Here is a 17080-nt window from a genome sequence, read left to right as displayed (position 1 = left end):
CCGGATGGAATTAGTGCCGAATTACCGTAGCTTCGGGCGGAGCGCAACGATGGCCGCCGCCGTCTCCTCGATCGACCGGCGGGTGACGTCGATGACCGGCCAGCCGTGGCGCGAGCAGAGCGCTCGTGCATATTTCAGTTCCTCGTTGATCGTTGCCCGATCCGTATAATGACCGCGATCGAAATTTTGCGTGGTTCCGAGTTCGCGGTGTTCGCGCACCTGTGAAATGCGGTCCGTCGTCGCGACCAGCCCGACGATCAGGGGCCGGGTTGCAGACAGAAGTGCATATGGAAGGTCGACGCCCGGCACGATCGGGATATTTGCCGTCTTGATACCGCGGTTGGCGAGATAGATGCTGGTCGGCGTTTTCGAGGTGCGGCTGATCCCGACCAGTACGACATCGGCCTCGTCGTACCCTTCGCGCATCTGGCCATCGTCATGATCCATGGTGAAGTTCAGCGCTTCGATGCGGGCGAAATATTCCGCGTTGAGCGCATGCTGCGCGCCGACGCGGTATTTCGACGGTGCTCCGAGATAGGTCTGGAATGTCGCCATAACCGGTTCCAGCACGTTGACGCACGGTGTTCCTATCTGACGGCAGCGCTCGTCCAGCAGTTTCGCAAGCTCGCGATCAACGATCGTATAAAGGACGATCCCCGGTTCACGATCGATCGCCTCCAGCACGGCGAGAACCTGCTTGCGGTTTCGCACCAGCGGATAGACGTGCTCGACGGCGAGCGAGGTCTGGAACTGGGCTGCCGCCGCGCGTCCTGTCGAGATCAGGGTCTCGCCCGTGGAGTCAGATATGAGGTGGAGATGGAAGAAGTTTTTTCTGTTCTCCACGTTGTTCTTCGTCCTCTGTTGATAACCGGGGAGAGACTGACCGCCTTTCGAGGGCCGAGCCAGACCCCTGGGATAACCTCCGAGTTGTCCACAATCGCGTATTTCGAGGAAGCCGTTTCAGGCCCCCTGTTCAAAGCGGGGATAACCGGATTAACGTATCGTTTGATTCACAAGATATCCACAAGAGAGCTTCACCGGGCGCCCGGCACAAGCAATTGATATCCCTGATCGAAATATGGTTATCCAGAAGCTCTGCCAAGAATGCCCGGAAGTTTTCCTTTCCAACGATACGGAGCGGCAGATCGTCGCGTTTTCTGTGCAGGAGTTTTAATCCTTGCTACTCACCGACTCTAAGAAATAGAAGATCTTAAGAATCTTATTTTCTTTATTTGGAGAACCCATTGGCCGGTCCGACCAGGAAGATCGTTGAGGTGCTGAACGGCAAGACGATCACCCCACCGCCGATATGGCTTATGAGGCAGGCAGGTCGATATCTGCCCGAGTACCGGGAAGTCCGTGCGGCAGCCGGTTCGTTTCTCGATCTCTGTTATACGCCGGATCTGGCTGTCGAAGTGACGCTTCAGCCTATCCGGCGCTACCAGTTCGACGCAGCCATCCTGTTTTCCGATATCCTCGTCATTCCCGATGCCTTGAAGCGCAATGTTCGCTTCGTGCAGGGAGAGGGTCCAAGGATGGATCCGATCGACGAAGCAGGGATTGCAGCGCTCGATAGCAGTACGATGCTTTCCCACCTTGCACCGGTGCTGGAGACGGTTCGGAGGCTTCGGCTGGAGCTACCCCCTGAAACTGCCCTGATCGGCTTCTGCGGGGCTCCCTGGACCGTTGCGACCTATATGATCGCCGGTCAGGGAACACCGGACCAAGCGCCGGCACGTCTGTTCGCCTACCGCTACCCCGAGGCCTTTGAAAAACTGCTGGCTCTGCTGGCGGAGATGTCTGCCGAATATCTGATCGGTCAGATCGATGCGGGCGCAGATGTCGTGCAGATCTTCGATTCCTGGGCCGGCGTGCTCGGGGAGAAGGAATTCGAGGAATTCTCGATCAAGCCCGTGCGGCGGATCATCGATATCATCAAGGCAGCGCGACCTAACGCGAAGGTGATTGCTTTCGCCAAGGGTGCAGGCATGAACCTCAAACACTACCGGGCCCGGACGGGCGCAGATGCAATCGGGCTCGATTGGTCGGTGCCGATGTCGTTTGCGCAGGAGCTGCAGAAGGACGGGCCCGTCCAGGGCAATCTCGATCCAATGCGCGTGGTGGCAGGCGGAAAGTCCCTAGACGACGGGATCGATGCTATTCTCCAGGGGCTTGGACAGGGACCGCTGATCTTCAATCTCGGCCACGGCATCACACCGCAGGCGGATCCGCAGACTGTTGCGCATCTTGTGAAACGGGTCAGAGGATCGGGCGTATGACGCGGGACGATCGCACCGGTGCCGGAAATGGGCGGCGTGTCGCGTTCCGGGCGGCGACGGCGCTTTCGGTTTTCGTCGTCGTGCTGTTTTTTATCTACTGGCTGCGGCCTGATGATTTCCTGCTCTACATCAAGGCCTTTCACGTCATCGCCGTGATTTCCTGGATGGCCGGGCTGCTCTACCTTCCCAGGCTTTTCATCTATCACGCGGAAGCCGAACCCGGCTCCGCCCAGTCGGAAACCTTCAAAGTGATGGAGGGGCGGCTCCTGAAAATCATCATGAACCCGGCGATGATGATCAGCTGGGCGCTCGGGCTTTATCTCGCTTGGGCAGTCTACGGTTTCCAGGGCGGCTGGCTTCATGCCAAGATACTGTTTGTCCTGCTGCTCACCATGGCGCATATGCGGTTCAGTGCCGCAGTTCGGGCTTTTGCCATAGACGGGCCGCGCAAAACCGCCCGCTACTGGCGGTTGATGAACGAAATCCCGACGGTTTTGATGATTGCCATCGTAATCATGGTCATCGTTAAGCCATTTTGATGGTGTCTTGAGCTTTTTCTTAACTCCGCCTGCCCCTCCCCCTTGCAGGCGTGCTCGTGAACAGCTATTTTCCCAGCCATCTCATCTCGTGGCATGTGTGTAATCGTCTGTCCTACCCCGGTGTCTTCCGCGGTAGCGAATTTCACCGACACGCCTGTTTCCCCAAAAAATTCTGAATATGGTCCCCTCTTCATGGCTGAAATGAAGCTTCAAGAACTCAAGAGCAAATCGCCGACCGATTTGCTGACATTCGCCGAATCGCTGGAGGTGGAAAACGCCAGCACCATGCGCAAGCAGGAATTGATGTTTGCGATTCTCAAGATTCTGGCCAGCCAGGATGTCGAGATCATCGGCGAAGGTGTCGTTGAAGTTCTGCAGGATGGCTTCGGATTTCTCCGTTCGGCCAACGCCAATTACCTGCCTGGCCCGGATGATATCTACATCTCTCCCTCGCAGATCCGCCGCTTTTCGCTGAAGACCGGCGACACCGTCGAGGGACCGATCCGCGGGCCGAAGGAAGGCGAGCGCTATTTCGCGCTGCTGAAGGTCAACACGATCAACTTCGACGACCCGGAAAAAATCCGCCACAAGGTGCATTTCGACAATCTGACACCGCTCTACCCGAATGAGCGCTTCAAGATGGAACTCGACGTCCCGACGTCGAAGGACAATTCGGCGCGCGTGATCGATCTCGTCGCACCGCTCGGCAAGGGCCAGCGCGGCCTGATCGTCGCGCCGCCGCGCACGGGTAAGACCGTTCTCTTACAGAACATCGCGCATTCGATCACGGCTAACCACCCCGAGTGCTATCTCATCGTTCTCCTGATCGACGAGCGGCCGGAAGAAGTGACGGACATGCAGCGCTCGGTGAAGGGCGAAGTTGTTTCCTCGACCTTCGACGAACCCGCCATCCGCCACGTTCAGGTGGCTGAAATGGTCATCGAGAAGGCGAAACGTCTGGTCGAACATGGCCGCGATGTCGTCATTCTGCTCGACTCCATCACCCGTCTTGGCCGCGCCTACAACACGGTCGTTCCGTCATCCGGCAAGGTTCTGACCGGTGGTGTGGACGCCAACGCCCTGCAGCGCCCGAAGCGCTTCTTCGGTGCCGCTCGTAACATCGAAGAAGGCGGATCGCTGACCATCATCGCTACGGCGCTGATCGATACGGGCAGCCGTATGGACGAAGTCATCTTCGAAGAGTTCAAGGGGACCGGCAACTCGGAAATCGTGCTCGACCGAAAGGTTGCCGACAAGCGCATCTTCCCAGCCATGGATATTCTGAAATCCGGCACGCGCAAGGAAGACCTTCTCGTCCAGCGCCAGGACCTGCAGAAGATCTTTGTTCTCCGTCGAATTCTCGCGCCGATGGGAACGACGGATGCAATCGAGTTTTTGATCGACAAGCTGAAGCAGACCAAGAGCAACAGCGACTTCTTCGACTCGATGAACACCTGATCCTTAGCCGGATTCACTGCTACCGAGAGGCGCCCGTCGTAAAGACGGGCGCTTTCGAGTTTCTGGGACACAGTCCGAAAGCCGCATCATGAACCCTGATACGATCTTTGCCCTTTCGAGCGGAGCACTGCCCGCAGGTCTCGCCGTTATCAGGCTAAGCGGCAGCCAAGCCTTCACTGCGGCTGAGACGCTTGCTGGTCGTTTAGCGACGGACCGTAAAGCATCGCTCAGAACGATTCGCGGCCGAAACGGCGCGATCATCGATCAGGGACTGGTGGTCGGCTTCCCGGGGCCAAACTCGTTTACGGGAGAAGACTGCGTCGAACTGCATGTGCATGGCAGCCGCGCCGTTGTTGCAGCTCTCATCCTAGAGCTCGAGCAAATCGACGGACTTAGGTTGGCCGAGGCGGGAGAGTTTTCAAGGCGAGCGTTTGAGAACGGCAGGTTGGATCTCGTCGAGATTGAAGGTCTTGCGGATCTCATCTCTGCCGAAACGGAAATGCAGCGCCGTCTAGCGGTCGAGCAAAGCTTTGGCGGCCAGTCAGCGCTCTATATCGACTGGGCTGAGCGTCTGACGCGGTCGCGTGCTCTGATCGAGGCCGAGATGGATTTCGCTGACGAGGACGACGTGCCGGGTTCCGTATCGGAGCGGGTCTGGAGCGAGGTGGGACAGATTTATCTGGAACTTCTCCAGCATCTGGAAACCGCAAAGTCTGGCGAGATCATCCGGGATGGCTACAAGATCGTCATCGCCGGACCTCCGAACGCGGGCAAAAGCAGCCTTTTGAACGCGCTTGCGAACCGGGATGTGGCGATTGTGACGGAACGTGCAGGAACGACCCGGGATATCCTGCATGTCGATCTCGACATGTCGGGTTATCTCGTCCGTTTCTTCGATACGGCTGGCCTGCGGGAAAGCGACGACATTGTTGAAGTCGAAGGGATCCGTCGGGCCCGTGTTGCGATCGAGCAAGCCGACATGATCCTCGCTCTCAACGAGATCGGTTCGCCGGCGTTACAAAACCATGAGTTCAGTCAGACTAACGTCCTGACTGTCGGAACGAAGCTGGATGCGCACGCACCTTCGGACGACTTCGACCTTTGCATCTCAACAAAAACTGGCGACGGGCTCGAGCTCCTCAGGGAGACCATCCTCCGAAAGATCACAGCGCTGTGGACCGGTTCGCTGGTTCCGAACAGAGCTCGGCAAGTCGACGCACTGAAAGATGCTTCCAATTTTATCGCAGAGGCGTTAAACGGCACGGAACTTGACTTGAGAGCCGAAAGCCTTCGAGCAGCCGCATCCGCCTTGGGGCGCATTACGGGCCGCGTCGATGTCGAGCAGTTGCTGGATGTTATCTTCTCGCAGTTCTGTATCGGAAAATGATTCACGTGAAACACTCGGCTGACGTGGGACAATGAATATGGACCAAAATTTCGATGTCATCGTAATTGGTGGTGGTCATGCCGGTTGCGAGGCCGCGAGCGCTGCGGCGCGGATGGGCGCCAGGACGGCCTTAATCACCCACAAACGTGAAACGATTGGTGTCATGTCCTGCAATCCCGCGATCGGCGGGCTGGGCAAAGGTCACCTCGTGCGCGAGGTCGATGCGCTTGACGGTCTGATGGGCCGCGTCGCAGACGTTTCTGGAATCCAGTTCCGTTTGCTCAACCGGAAAAAGGGTCCCGCCGTTCGTGGTCCCCGTACGCAGGCCGACCGGCGCCTTTACCGTGAAGCGATGCAGAAGGAAATCTTCAATCACCTGAGCCTCACTGTCATCGAGGGTGACGCATTCGACCTCATCACGGACACTGGTCGAGTGTCAGCTGTCATCATGAGGGATGGCCGTCGATTCGGATGCGGAACGGCTGTACTCACGACCGGTACGTTCCTGCGCGGGCTTATTCATATCGGGCAGGAAAAGATACCGGCCGGTCGGGTGGGTGAGGAACCATCGCTCGGGCTATCAGCGACGCTTCTTGGACTTGGCGTTGCCCTGGGGCGCCTGAAAACCGGCACACCGGCACGGCTTGATGGGCGGACCATCGCTTGGGACCAGCTTGACAAGCAGGAAGCCGATGAGCAGCCAGTTCCGTTCTCGTTCATGACCGATAAAATCGTAACGCCGCAGATCAGCTGTGGAGTGACCCGCACGAACGAGGCGACCCATCGGATCATCTCCGACAACATCCACCTGTCCGCAATGTATTCCGGCCAGATCGAGGGCGTGGGCCCGCGTTATTGTCCGTCGATCGAAGACAAGATCGTGCGGTTCGGTGAGCGTGACGGGCACCAGATCTTCCTAGAGCCCGAAGGGCTTGATGATCCAACTGTTTACCCAAACGGAATATCCACGTCCCTGCCCGCATCAGTCCAGGAAGCTTTCATCCGCACTATCCCGGGCCTTGAGCAGGTCGAGATTATTCAGCCCGGCTATGCGATCGAGTATGACTATGTTGATCCGCGGGAATTGACACCCACGCTGGAAGTCAAGAAATTGCCGGGGCTGTTCCTGGCTGGCCAGATCAACGGCACCACGGGTTACGAGGAAGCTGCCGCGCAAGGAATGGTCGCCGGCCTTTCAGCAGCGATGACGGCTTCGGGAGGCCAGCCGGAGCCGTTCAGTCGTGCCGAATCCTATATCGGTGTCATGGTCGATGACCTCACGTCGAAGGGCGTGACGGAACCTTATCGCATGTTCACATCACGTGCCGAATACCGCCTTTCGCTACGGGCCGACAATGCCGATATCAGGCTCACTCAGAAGGGTATTGAACTGGGTTGCGTGGGCGCCGATCGTGCAGCCAAGTTCGCGGCCTACTCCAGAGCAGTCGACGAAGCCCGTGCGATGCTAAAATCGCTCTCGGTAACGCCTAAACAGGGTGCAGCCCACGGATTGTCCCTCAACCAGGACGGCCAGCGGCGTACGGCGTACGAGCTGCTCGCCTACCCCAACCAATCGATGGCTGGGCTGGCCGGTGTCTGGGAGGAACTCCATGGGGTCAATGCGAAGGTAGCAGAAGCTCTCGAGATCGAGTCCTCTTACTCTGTCTACATGAACAGACAAGCTGCAGATATTGGCTCAACGATCCGCGATGAGTCAAAAACCATCCCTCTGTCCTTCGATTATTCTACAGTGCCCGGTCTCTCAAACGAGCTACGCATAAAGCTCGCGAAGCATCAGCCCAGTAATATGGCGCAGGCCGCAAAAGTTGACGGTATGACGCCCGCAGCGTTGGCGCTCATTCTCGCGCTTGTGAAAAAGGAAGCCGCGGTCGCGGATCGCGTAAAACGAGTCTCGGCATGATGTTAAACGGCAGAAGTGTTTCACGTGAAACGCAGGAGAGGCTTGAGCATTTTGCTACGCTCTTCTCCAAGTGGGCGAAAACAATCAACCTTGTCGCTCCCTCGACCCTGAACGAGATTTGGCAGCGCCATATCGCTGATAGTGCGCAAATCTTTCAACTATCCCCGGGGCCATCAAAATGGATCGATCTTGGCTCGGGCGGTGGCTTTCCAGGAATCGTGACCTCGATTTTCCTCGCCGAGCTTGAAGATGGTTGGGTTCACTTGGTCGAAAGCAACCATAAAAAGGCTGCTTTCCTCCGCGTCGCTCTAAACGAAACCGGAGCTCGGGGTTCGGTTCACCCTCTCCGGATCGAGCAGGCGGCACATGAGTTGCCTGAATGCCAGCGCGTTTCCGCTCGCGCTCTGGCTGATCTTGACCAACTTCTATCCTATTCCTCCGATTGGATGGTCGAGACGGAAGCCAGAGGCTTCTTCCACAAAGGCCGGGATTATCGCCGTGAAGTCAGCGAAGCCCGTAGTCGCTGGGATTTCGATCTGCTAGAACACCAAAGCGTTGTCGAGCAGGACTCGGTTATTCTTGAGATCAGCAACCTCCGACGCAAGGACCCGTAAAGTCAGGTGCGATATGTTCGAAAAGAACCGTATTATTACCATCGCTAATCAAAAAGGCGGCGTCGGTAAGACGACGACAGCGATCAACCTGGCAACGGCGCTCGCCGCAATCGGCGAAAACGTCCTCATCATCGACCTTGATCCTCAGGGAAACGCCAGCACTGGCCTCGGTATTAACCGCAAGGATCGCGTTCATTCGTCTTATGACGTGCTGATGGGTGAAAGCGATATTGGCGAAACTGCCGTTCCGACTGCTGTTCCGAACCTGTCCATCGTTCCCTCCACCATGGATCTTCTCGGTTTCGAGATGGAAATTTCGCAGGCCACGGACCGCGCTTTCCGGTTAAAGCGGGCGCTGGATACTGATGTCGCGCGTGCATACTCTTATATCCTCGTCGACTGCCCACCCTCTTTCAATCTGCTGACGATGAATGCGATGGCCGCAGCGCATTCGGTGCTCGTACCTCTGCAGTGCGAGTTCTTTGCGCTCGAGGGTTTGAGCCAGCTCCTCGAAACGGTTGACCAGGTCCGCCGGACGGTCAATCCTCTGCTCGATATCCAGGGTATCGTTCTGACGATGTTCGATGCGCGCAACAATCTGGCCCAACAGGTCGTCAGCGACGTCAGGACATATCTCGGTGATAAGGTGTACCACACGCTGATTCCGCGAAACGTTCGGGTATCCGAAGCGCCTTCATATGGTAAGCCGGCTATTCTTTACGATCTCAAATGCGCTGGGAGCCAGGCCTACCTTCAGCTCGCCTCCGAGGTGATCCAGCGGGAACGTCGGCGCAAGGCGGCTTGAAACCCTTCTTTGATTACACGAAATAACAGGTGACAGGATGAACGAAGATCCCTCGAAAAGGCGGCTGGGCCGCGGGCTTGCTGCGCTTATCGGTGAGATGGATCAACCTGTGCAGGTCAATACACCTGCGAAAAACGTCAATCCGGACCGCATGGTGCCGATCGAGCATGTTTCGCGCAGTCCGAAAAACCCCAGGCGCCATTTCGATGAGGCCGAGCTGCAGGATCTCGCCAGCTCGATCAGGCAGCATGGCATTGTCCAGCCGGTCGTTGTTCGGACGGTCGACGGTCGCCTTGAGATCATTGCCGGTGAGCGCCGGTGGCGCGCAGCGCAACTGGCGGGACTGACTGAGATCCCGGTCATCGTCCGCGACGTAGACGATCGGACTGCACTTGAAATCGCAATCGTTGAAAACGTTCAGCGGTCCGACCTCAATCCGCTCGAAGAGGCGCTCGGTTACGAGCAGTTGATTGCCGAACATGGCTATACCCAGAACGATCTGGGTGAAATCATCGGCAAGAGCCGCAGTCACGTCGCAAACAGCCTTCGCCTTCTGAAATTGCCGGACCCGGTTCGCGACATGCTGTCTGCCGGAAGCCTTTCAGCTGGTCACGCGCGTGCCTTGATCACCACGTCCGATCCCTCGTCCCTCGCGCGCACGATCGTTTCCAAAGGCATGTCGGTGCGCGATGCAGAGCGGCTTGCGCAAAACGATATCAAGTCCCAGGGCATGCCCCAGCTTGAAACCAAGTCGGTTGAAAAGGATTCTGATACGCTAGCCTTGGAGCGCACGTTGACCGATGCTCTCGGATTGGATGTGAAGATCAATCACCGAGGGGGCAACGGTCAGGTTCGGATCAACTACCGCAATCTCGAGCAGCTTGAAGAGGTTTGCCGGTTGCTGGAGCGGCGAGGTTAGCGCCTTCCCAGATCGTCATCAGCGATATCGCGACGACTGTATCGCGATTGCCATCAGGCTGTGGAAGGCGATGCTGGGCTCGAGACTTTGTCTTTGCCGGGACTGAAGGACGGCTGCCTGCAGGCGCTCGGTTTCCCGGGCAAGTGCCGGTGCGGTCCAGGATCGCAGCGCCTTTTCGATAATCGGCTTGCGCTTGAAGTGGATATGCCGACCGAGAGTCATCATGACCTGTGCGGCCTGCAGCTTCTTGTCGTCCATTTCCGCCCGCATCACATCCAGCAACTGGAACTGTCTGAGGCAGGATTGCAGGATCAGAAAGATCGGCGTCTTGGATACCAACACCTTCTGAAAAGCGCGCTGAAGAGACGCCACGTCTCCGGAGAGAATGGCGTCGACGGCCTCGTCCGCGGAGACGCTGCTAGCATCGCCGATGATTTCATCGACGTGATCTTCGCTAATAGTCCCCGCACCGCGACAATAGAGCGCAAGCTTCTTCACCTCGTTGCGGGATGCGATTCGATCGCCGCCGAGAAGCTCCATCAGGCGCTGGCGGGCAGCGCCGCTGATGGTGAGGCCTTCGGCCGACAGTTCGGTATCGATCAGGCCGGCAAGCGCGCGTGCATCGTCCGCATAGCAGGGAATGACGGCGATGGAGCGGACCGGCTCCACCACCTTGCGAAGGCCGCTGCCCTTCTTCAGGTCACCAGCCTCGATGATTAAGATATTGGCGGGAGGCTCATCCTTGGCGAGCGCCTGCATGGCATCCAGCAGCGGCTTCTCGTTCATTGCGCCACGGAGCCAGACCAATTTGGCGCCTCCGAAAAGGCCGAGTGAGTTGACCTCATCAAGGAGACGGCCGGGATCTCCCTGGAGATCGGATACATCCAGCTTGAGCATCGCGAATGGGTCGTCCTGCGCGACACCGGTCTTGGCCGCGATCTGCGCAGCCCGCTCGGAAACGAGCCCGCGATCGGGCCCATAGATTACGAAGATCTTGTAGAGGCCGACCGACTTGTCAAGAAACCGGTCGAACTCGTGGGATTTTATTTCTGCCATACGGGAGGCGACTGGGGCTCGCGGGCAAGGGCAATGGCGATCTCACCACGCAGGAACTCGGCCGTCTCGCGGGCAGCACGGTTTTCAGCGTCGCGGATTGCCCGCAGTTTTGCAAAGCTCTGTCCCGGGACATCGATCAAGGCGACGACTTCGCGCTTGGCCGATTTCAGGATCTTGCTGTCGCTGATACGGGTCAGCGTATAGGTGACATCCACCTGAACGCGGCCGGCAACAGGGATGTTGCTGACAGACACGGTGTCATCGTCGCTGGTAAGGTCGAGAATGCTCGAGGCGGAGCTCGTGGCCGTCATTTTCACTTCGTAGAGCGGATGCGCCGTCTCGCCTGCACCATGACCGGTGAGGAAGACGAGATTGTTGCGGATCACCTGCTCGATACGGGTCTTCGGATCCGCAAACTCCACGGATGCGAGCTTCTGACCGGTGCCTTCCTGTTCGGAATAGAGAGGCCGTGCCTGGCATCCCGCCAGAAGGGCAAGGCCGGCGATGCCAAGTGCGATGCCAAAGCGGCGGAATGAACGATCAGGCAACAATGTTCACGATCCTCTGTGGGACGACGATGATCTTCTTCGGTGGCTTGCCACCGAGAGCGGCTTTTACCACGTCGAGTGCGAGGGCTGCAGCCTCGACGGCAGTTTGATCCGCGTCGCGCGCGATTGTCAATTCGGCGCGCTTCTTGCCGTTGATCTGGACCGGCATCGTAACGTCGTTTTCGACGACGAGAGCCTGGTCGAACTGTGGCCATGCAGTTGTTGATACCATCTCGCCATTGCCGAGCACGGCCCAGCATTCCTCGGCCAGATGCGGCGTCATTGGCGCGACGATCTGGATCAGGATTTCCGAGGCGTTGCGAACAGCGGCACGGTAGGCGGCGTCGCCCTTGCCGGCGGCAACATCGGTCAGCGGCGCTGCAAGCGCGTTGACCAGTTCGTAGATGCGGGCCACGGCCTTGTTGAAGGACAGCTTGTCGAGATCGCCCTGAACGGCCTGCAGCGTCTTGTGGGCCAGCTGCGAGATTGCCAGTCCATCGCCATCCTTAGCCGGAGTCGGATCGACCATTTTGAGGTTTTCGGCGGCTTCAGAAATCAGGCGCCACAGGCGCTGGGTAAAGCGGTAGGCACCTTCGACACCAGCTTCCGACCAGATCACATCGCGATCCGGCGGGCTATCGGACAGAACGAAGAAGCGGGCCGTATCGGCGCCGTAGGATGCGATGATGTCATCGGGATCGACGACATTCTTTTTCGACTTCGACATTTTTTCGATCGAGCCGATGGTGACGTCGGCGCCGCTTGTCAGCAGCGTCGCGGTACGCTTGCCGTCGACTTCCTCGATACGGATATCGGCGGGAGCGACCCATTCACCGTTCTGGCCGGACTCGCCGAGACGGTAGGTTTCGTGCACGACCATGCCTTGCGTGAACAGGCCCTTGAACGGTTCCTTCACGGCCACGTGGCCGGTCTCGCGCATGGCACGGGTGAAGAAGCGCGAATAGAGCAGATGCAGGATCGCGTGCTCAATGCCGCCGATATACTGATCGACCGGCAGCCAGTGATCGGCAACGGCCGGGTTTGTCGGCTCGTTCAGCCAAGGGGCTGTGAAGCGCGTGAAATACCAGCTGGAATCGACAAACGTATCCATCGTGTCCGTCTCGCGACGGGCATCGTGGCCGCATTTCGGGCAGCTGACATGGCGCCAGGTCGGGTGGCGGTCGAGCGGGTTGCCCGGCAGGTCGAAGGTGACGTCGTCGGGCAACTGCACCGGCAGGTCCTTCTTCGGCACCGGCACGACGCCGCAGACTTCGCAATGGATGACCGGGATCGGGCAACCCCAGTAGCGCTGGCGGGAAATGCCCCAGTCGCGCAGGCGGAAGTTCACCTTGCGCTCGCCCTGCGGTGCATTGCCGAGCGTCTGTTCGGACAGCCTATCGGCAATGATCTGAAACGCTTCGTCCGTGGACTTGCCGTCCAGGAAGCGGGAATTGATCATCACGCCGTCGTCGACGAAAGCGGTATCGCCGATCTCAAACGTGGCGGCATCACCATCCCTGGGCATCACCACGGCAACGACTGGAAGATTGTATTTGCGGGCAAAATCCAGGTCGCGCTGGTCGCCGGCCGGGCAGCCGAAGATTGCGCCCGTGCCGTATTCCATCAGCACGAAGTTCGCGACATAGACCGGCAGTTCCCACGAGGGATCGAGCGGATGCTTGACGCGGACGCCGGTGTCGATGCCCTTTTTCTCGGCCGTTTCCAGCGCAGCAAGGGACGTGCCCTGACGCCGGCATTCCTCGGCGAAGGCTTCGATCTCAGGGTTGTTCGCAGCCGCGGCCTTCGCCAGCGGATGGTCTGCAGCGATGGCCAGGAACGATGCGCCGAACAGCGTATCGGGACGGGTCGTATAGACCGTCACGTCCTTGTCGACGCCGACAGGTGCGGTGTCCGTGACGATTTCCCAGCGCAGGCTCATGCCTTCAGAGCGGCCGATCCAGTTTTTCTGCATCAGGCGGACCTTTTCAGGCCACTGGTCCAGGTTATCCAGCTCGTCAAGCAGATCCTGACTGAAATCGGTGATCTTGAAGAACCACTGCACGAGCTCGCGCTGCTCAACCAGAGCGCCCGAACGCCAGCCGCGACCGTCGATCACCTGCTCGTTAGCCAGAACCGTCTGGTCGACCGGATCCCAGTTGACCTTGGATTGCTTGCGATAGACCAGGCCCTTTTCCATCATGTCGAGGAAGAGGTGCTGCTGCTGCTGGTAATATTCCACGTCGCAGGTGGCGAACTCGCGCGACCAGTCCAGCGAAAGGCCCATCGCCTTCAGCTGCTTTTTCATGGATTCGATGTTCTGGTAGGTCCAGGCCTTCGGGTGGGTCTTGTTGTCACGCGCGGCGTTTTCGGCCGGCATGCCGAACGCGTCCCAGCCCATCGGGTGCAGAACGTTGAAGCCGCGGGCGCGCTTGTAGCGGGCGACAACGTCACCCATCGCATAATTGCGCACGTGGCCCATGTGAATGCGGCCGGATGGATAGGGGAACATCTCGAGGACGTAATACTTTTCCCGCGGATCGGCATTGTCGGTTTCGAAAACCTTCGCCTCGTTCCAGGTCTGCTGCCAACGGGGCTCGGCATCGCGCGGGTTGTAACGTTCAGTCGCCATCTGGATGATATTCCGGGAAATCAGGATATAGGAGTCGGGCAGACCTTCACCATGAATGGCCGCAAGCGTCAAGTTTTTGAGGCCTGACACGTGCCAAACTTTGATGGGACATGCCCTTGGCAGAGCCTCATATGGGCTTTAATCGCTTGCATCACAAGAATAGCGAAAGGTGACGGACAATGAGCGTCGAAGAACGGCTCCAGGAAGTCAGGACAAGGATCGGCAAGGCGGAAGAGACGGCCAATCGCTCCGCGGGCTCTGTCTCGCTCGTCGCTGTCTCCAAGACATTCGATGCCGGTGACATCCGGCCGGTGATCGCGTCGGGCCAGAGGGTGTTCGGCGAAAACCGGGTACAGGAAAGCCAGGGAAAGTGGCCGGAGCTGAAGGCGGAAACGCCTGATATTGTGCTGCATCTGATCGGCCCGCTGCAATCCAACAAGGCCGGTGATGCGGTGGCTCTGTTCGATGTGATCGAGACGGTGGACCGCGAGAAGATTGCACGAGCGCTGGCGGCGGAAATGGCCAAGCAGCGCAAGTCGCCGAAGCTCTATGTGCAGGTGAATACCGGACTCGAACCGCAAAAGGCAGGCATCGAGCCGAAAGAGACGGTGGCGTTCGTCGCGCTTTGCCGAAACGAACTGGGGCTCGCCGTCGAAGGGCTGATGTGCATTCCGCCGGCGGATGAAAATCCGGGACCGCATTTCGCGCTTCTGGCAAAGCTTGCCAAAGAATGCGGCGTGGAAAAACTTTCCATGGGCATGTCCGGCGATTTCGAGACGGCGGTGGAATTTGGCGCCACCAGCGTCCGCGTCGGTTCGGCAATCTTCGGCGCACGCTGAGGTCTAACCCGTTGGTCGGGCTTCCCGCCCGATCGTCCCTCCCCTACACTCGCCCGATCAGGCTATGCGGTTGTGTTGGGAGGTACAGATGCAAAGCCAATATTTCGACGTTTACAGCAGCTGGGAAAACAACCCAGAGGCCTTCTGGAAGTCCGCGTCAGAGGCGATCGACTGGTTCAAAGAACCGGACGCGGTCTTTGATGCCAATGCCGGTGTCTATGGTCGGTGGTTCGTGGGGGGTGAAACCAACACCTGCTACAATTGCCTCGACCGCCATGTCGCAGCAGGCAACGGCGATCGGCTCGCCTTTATCCACGACAGCGCGATGACCGGTGCGCAACGGTCCTTCACCTATTCCGAGGTTCTGGCGGAGGTGAAGGCGATTGCAACTGTCATGCGCGATCTCGGCGTCGGTTACGGCGACCGGGTCGTTATCTACATGCCGATGGTGCCGGAAGCGATCTTCTCTATGCTCGCCTGCGCGCGGATCGGTGCTGTGCATTCCGTGGTGTTCGGCGGTTTCGCGGCACAGGAACTCGCAGCACGGCTGAATGATAGCCAGGCAAAACTGGTCATCTCGGCGAGCTGCGGACTGGAGCCTGGCCGGGTCGTCGCCTACAAGCCGTTGCTCGACAAGGCAATCGACCTCGCAACCGTGAAGCCCGAGCATTGCCTCATCGTGCAGCGGCCGGAACTCATAGCGCAGCTCAGGCCCGAAAAGGGCGAACTCGACTTTGCCGATCTGGTCGGCAACGCGCTTGGCCGGGATATCGAATGCGTGGCGGTCAAGGCTACCGATCCGCTCTACATTCTCTACACATCCGGTACGACGGGACAGCCAAAGGGCGTGGTGCGCGACAACGGCGGTTACATGGTGGCGCTCGCCTGGAGTATGCCGAATATTTTTGGGATCAAGCCGGGCGAGGTGTTCTGGACCGCGTCCGATATCGGCTGGGTGGTCGGTCACTCCTATATCGTCTACGCGCCGCTGCTTGCCGGCAATACCAGCGTCATCTTCGAGGGAAAGCCCGTCGGAACACCGGATGCAGGGACCTTCTGGCGCGTCATCGCCGACCATGACGTCAAGGTCTTCTTCACGGCGCCAACGGCGTTCCGCGCTATCCGTCGGGAAGACCCGGACGGCGAGCTCATGGCGCATTACGATCTCAAGGGGCTGCGTGCTCTTTTTCTGGCCGGCGAAAGGGCGGATCCGGAAACGCTGAAATGGGCGGAACAGAAGCTGAAAGTGCCTGTGATAGACCACTGGTGGCAGACCGAGACCGGCTGGCCGATTGCTGCCAATCCGATGGGGCTGGGGCTGATGCCGTTCAAGCACGGATCTCCCACACGACCGATGCCCGGCTACGCCATCGATGTTCTTGATGATTCCGGACTGCCGGTGCCGGCGGGGACGCTCGGCAACCTCGCCATCCGGCTGCCGCTGCCGCCCGGATGCCTGCCGACCTTCTGGAGCGCAGATGAGCGTTTCCGCGAGACCTGTCTCAGCACCTTCCCTGGGTACTATACGACCGCAGATGCAGGCGTGATCGACGAGGACGGCTATGTCTTCGTGATGGCGCGCACCGACGACATCATCAACTGCGCCGGGCATCGCCTTTCGACCGGCTCGATGGAAGAGGTCTGTGCGAAACATCCTGATGTGGCGGAATGCGCCGTGATCGGCATCAGCGATACGGTGAAAGGGCAGATCCCCTGCGGCTTCCTTGTCCTGAAGCACAATGTTTCACGGGAAACGGAGAAGATCTCGTCGGAAGTCGCAGAAATGGTGCGCTCGCAGATCGGCCCGGTCGCCGCGTTCAAGACGGTCATGATCGTACCGAAACTGCCGAAGACACGCTCGGGCAAAATCCTGCGGGGAACGATGCAGAAGATCGCGGACGGGATGCCCTGGACCATGCCGGCAACGATCGAGGATCCGGGCGCACTGGATGCGGTGACAGCCGCGCTCACCGCGAAAGGCTATGGAGGGGGCATGCGGGCTGTATCGCGCACAGGCGACACCTAGGCTGGCGACTGAGCGCCCAAATAAAAAGCCCCGGGCTGTGGCCCAGGGCTTTCGTAAAAT

At 58.8% G+C, this 17080-nt stretch carries 14 protein-coding genes; 10 read left to right on the top strand and 4 right to left on the bottom strand.

Annotation, left to right across the window (positions count from 1 at the left end; all coding sequences use genetic code 11):
- Positions 1–21: 21 nt before the first annotated feature.
- Positions 22–843: a pyruvate, water dikinase regulatory protein gene (locus tag ACQY1P_RS22255; protein WP_430255534.1), complete on the bottom strand. Its 822-nt coding sequence runs from the start codon at positions 841–843 to the stop codon at positions 22–24.
- A 401-nt stretch (positions 844–1244) separates the two neighbouring features.
- On the opposite strand from ACQY1P_RS22255, the gene hemE reads away from it, so the two are divergent.
- From hemE to ACQY1P_RS22215, 8 genes are all read left to right on the top strand, one after another.
- Positions 1245–2279: a uroporphyrinogen decarboxylase gene (hemE, locus tag ACQY1P_RS22250; RefSeq protein ID WP_174197315.1), complete on the top strand. Its 1035-nt coding sequence runs from the start codon at positions 1245–1247 to the stop codon at positions 2277–2279.
- Positions 2276–2818, top strand: coding sequence for a protoporphyrinogen oxidase HemJ (gene hemJ, locus ACQY1P_RS22245; RefSeq protein ID WP_174197314.1), 543 nt, complete (start codon positions 2276–2278; stop codon positions 2816–2818). Before hemE ends, hemJ begins: the two co-directional genes overlap by 4 nt.
- Positions 2819–3010: 192 nt before the next feature.
- Positions 3011–4276: a transcription termination factor Rho gene (rho, locus tag ACQY1P_RS22240; RefSeq protein WP_092665173.1), complete on the top strand. Its 1266-nt coding sequence runs from the start codon at positions 3011–3013 to the stop codon at positions 4274–4276.
- Positions 4277–4364: 88 nt separating this feature from the next.
- Positions 4365–5663 (top strand): tRNA uridine-5-carboxymethylaminomethyl(34) synthesis GTPase MnmE, encoded by a 1299-nt coding sequence (gene mnmE, locus ACQY1P_RS22235; RefSeq protein WP_430255531.1) that lies wholly within the window; start codon positions 4365–4367, stop codon positions 5661–5663.
- A gap of 37 nt (positions 5664–5700) precedes the next feature.
- Entirely contained in the window at positions 5701–7584 is a 1884-nt protein-coding gene (mnmG, locus tag ACQY1P_RS22230) for a tRNA uridine-5-carboxymethylaminomethyl(34) synthesis enzyme MnmG (protein ID WP_430255529.1), read from the top strand.
- On the top strand, positions 7581–8198 hold the full coding sequence (gene rsmG / locus ACQY1P_RS22225) for a 16S rRNA (guanine(527)-N(7))-methyltransferase RsmG (protein WP_184655569.1): 618 nt from the start codon (positions 7581–7583) through the stop codon (positions 8196–8198). Before mnmG ends, rsmG begins: the two co-directional genes overlap by 4 nt.
- Before the next feature lie 13 nt (positions 8199–8211).
- Positions 8212–9003, top strand: a complete 792-nt coding sequence (locus ACQY1P_RS22220) for a ParA family protein (protein WP_092665164.1) — start codon at positions 8212–8214, stop codon at positions 9001–9003.
- A 37-nt stretch (positions 9004–9040) separates the two neighbouring features.
- Complete coding sequence (locus ACQY1P_RS22215; RefSeq protein WP_430255527.1) at positions 9041–9922, top strand: ParB/RepB/Spo0J family partition protein; 882 nt, start codon at positions 9041–9043, stop codon at positions 9920–9922.
- Positions 9923–9940: 18 nt separating this feature from the next.
- Here ACQY1P_RS22215 and holA read toward each other — a convergent pair whose 3' ends face one another.
- Genes holA through leuS form a run of 3 tightly spaced genes read right to left on the bottom strand, consistent with a single transcriptional unit; the run spans position 9941 to position 14155 of the window.
- Positions 9941–10978 carry a DNA polymerase III subunit delta gene (holA, locus tag ACQY1P_RS22210; protein ID WP_430255525.1) on the bottom strand — a complete coding sequence of 346 codons (1038 nt, stop codon included), beginning with the start codon at positions 10976–10978 and terminating at the stop codon, positions 9941–9943.
- Positions 10966–11526 (bottom strand): hypothetical protein, encoded by a 561-nt coding sequence (locus tag ACQY1P_RS22205; RefSeq protein WP_371816224.1) that lies wholly within the window; start codon positions 11524–11526, stop codon positions 10966–10968. The genes holA and ACQY1P_RS22205 overlap by 13 nt, the downstream gene beginning before the upstream one ends.
- Positions 11519–14155: a leucine--tRNA ligase gene (leuS, locus tag ACQY1P_RS22200; RefSeq protein WP_430255523.1), complete on the bottom strand. Its 2637-nt coding sequence runs from the start codon at positions 14153–14155 to the stop codon at positions 11519–11521. Before leuS ends, ACQY1P_RS22205 begins: the two co-directional genes overlap by 8 nt.
- 179 nt (positions 14156–14334) lie before the next feature.
- On the opposite strand from leuS, the gene ACQY1P_RS22195 reads away from it, so the two are divergent.
- Positions 14335–14994 (top strand): YggS family pyridoxal phosphate-dependent enzyme, encoded by a 660-nt coding sequence (locus ACQY1P_RS22195; protein WP_430255521.1) that lies wholly within the window; start codon positions 14335–14337, stop codon positions 14992–14994.
- 88 nt (positions 14995–15082) lie between these two features.
- Entirely contained in the window at positions 15083–17020 is a 1938-nt protein-coding gene (locus tag ACQY1P_RS22190; RefSeq protein WP_430255519.1) for a propionyl-CoA synthetase, read from the top strand.
- The last annotated feature ends 60 nt before the right edge of the window (positions 17021–17080 follow it).

This window comes from Neorhizobium sp. DAR64872/K0K18 (assembly GCF_050500175.1).
Taxonomy (GTDB): domain Bacteria; phylum Pseudomonadota; class Alphaproteobacteria; order Rhizobiales; family Rhizobiaceae; genus Neorhizobium; species Neorhizobium soli.
The sequence above is the reverse complement of the archived record's forward strand: the minus strand, read 5'-3'. Positions and strand labels throughout refer to the sequence as shown.

What these genes read in the sequence shown, in the direction of transcription:
- hemJ (WP_174197314.1), top strand. Translation starts at nt 2,276, where the DNA reads ATGACGCGGGACGATCGCACCGGTGCCGGAAATGGGCGGCGTGTCGCG.
- rho (WP_092665173.1), top strand. Translation starts at nt 3,011, where the DNA reads ATGGCTGAAATGAAGCTTCAAGAACTCAAGAGCAAATCGCCGACCGAT.
- mnmE (WP_430255531.1), top strand. Translation starts at nt 4,365, where the DNA reads ATGAACCCTGATACGATCTTTGCCCTTTCGAGCGGAGCACTGCCCGCA.
- mnmG (WP_430255529.1), top strand. Translation starts at nt 5,701, where the DNA reads ATGGACCAAAATTTCGATGTCATCGTAATTGGTGGTGGTCATGCCGGT.
- rsmG (WP_184655569.1), top strand. Translation starts at nt 7,581, where the DNA reads ATGATGTTAAACGGCAGAAGTGTTTCACGTGAAACGCAGGAGAGGCTT.
- ACQY1P_RS22220 (WP_092665164.1), top strand. Translation starts at nt 8,212, where the DNA reads ATGTTCGAAAAGAACCGTATTATTACCATCGCTAATCAAAAAGGCGGC.
- ACQY1P_RS22215 (WP_430255527.1), top strand. Translation starts at nt 9,041, where the DNA reads ATGAACGAAGATCCCTCGAAAAGGCGGCTGGGCCGCGGGCTTGCTGCG.
- holA (WP_430255525.1), bottom strand. Translation starts at nt 10,978, where the DNA reads ATGGCAGAAATAAAATCCCACGAGTTCGACCGGTTTCTTGACAAGTCG.
- leuS (WP_430255523.1), bottom strand. Translation starts at nt 14,155, where the DNA reads ATGGCGACTGAACGTTACAACCCGCGCGATGCCGAGCCCCGTTGGCAG.
- ACQY1P_RS22195 (WP_430255521.1), top strand. Translation starts at nt 14,335, where the DNA reads ATGAGCGTCGAAGAACGGCTCCAGGAAGTCAGGACAAGGATCGGCAAG.
- ACQY1P_RS22190 (WP_430255519.1), top strand. Translation starts at nt 15,083, where the DNA reads ATGCAAAGCCAATATTTCGACGTTTACAGCAGCTGGGAAAACAACCCA.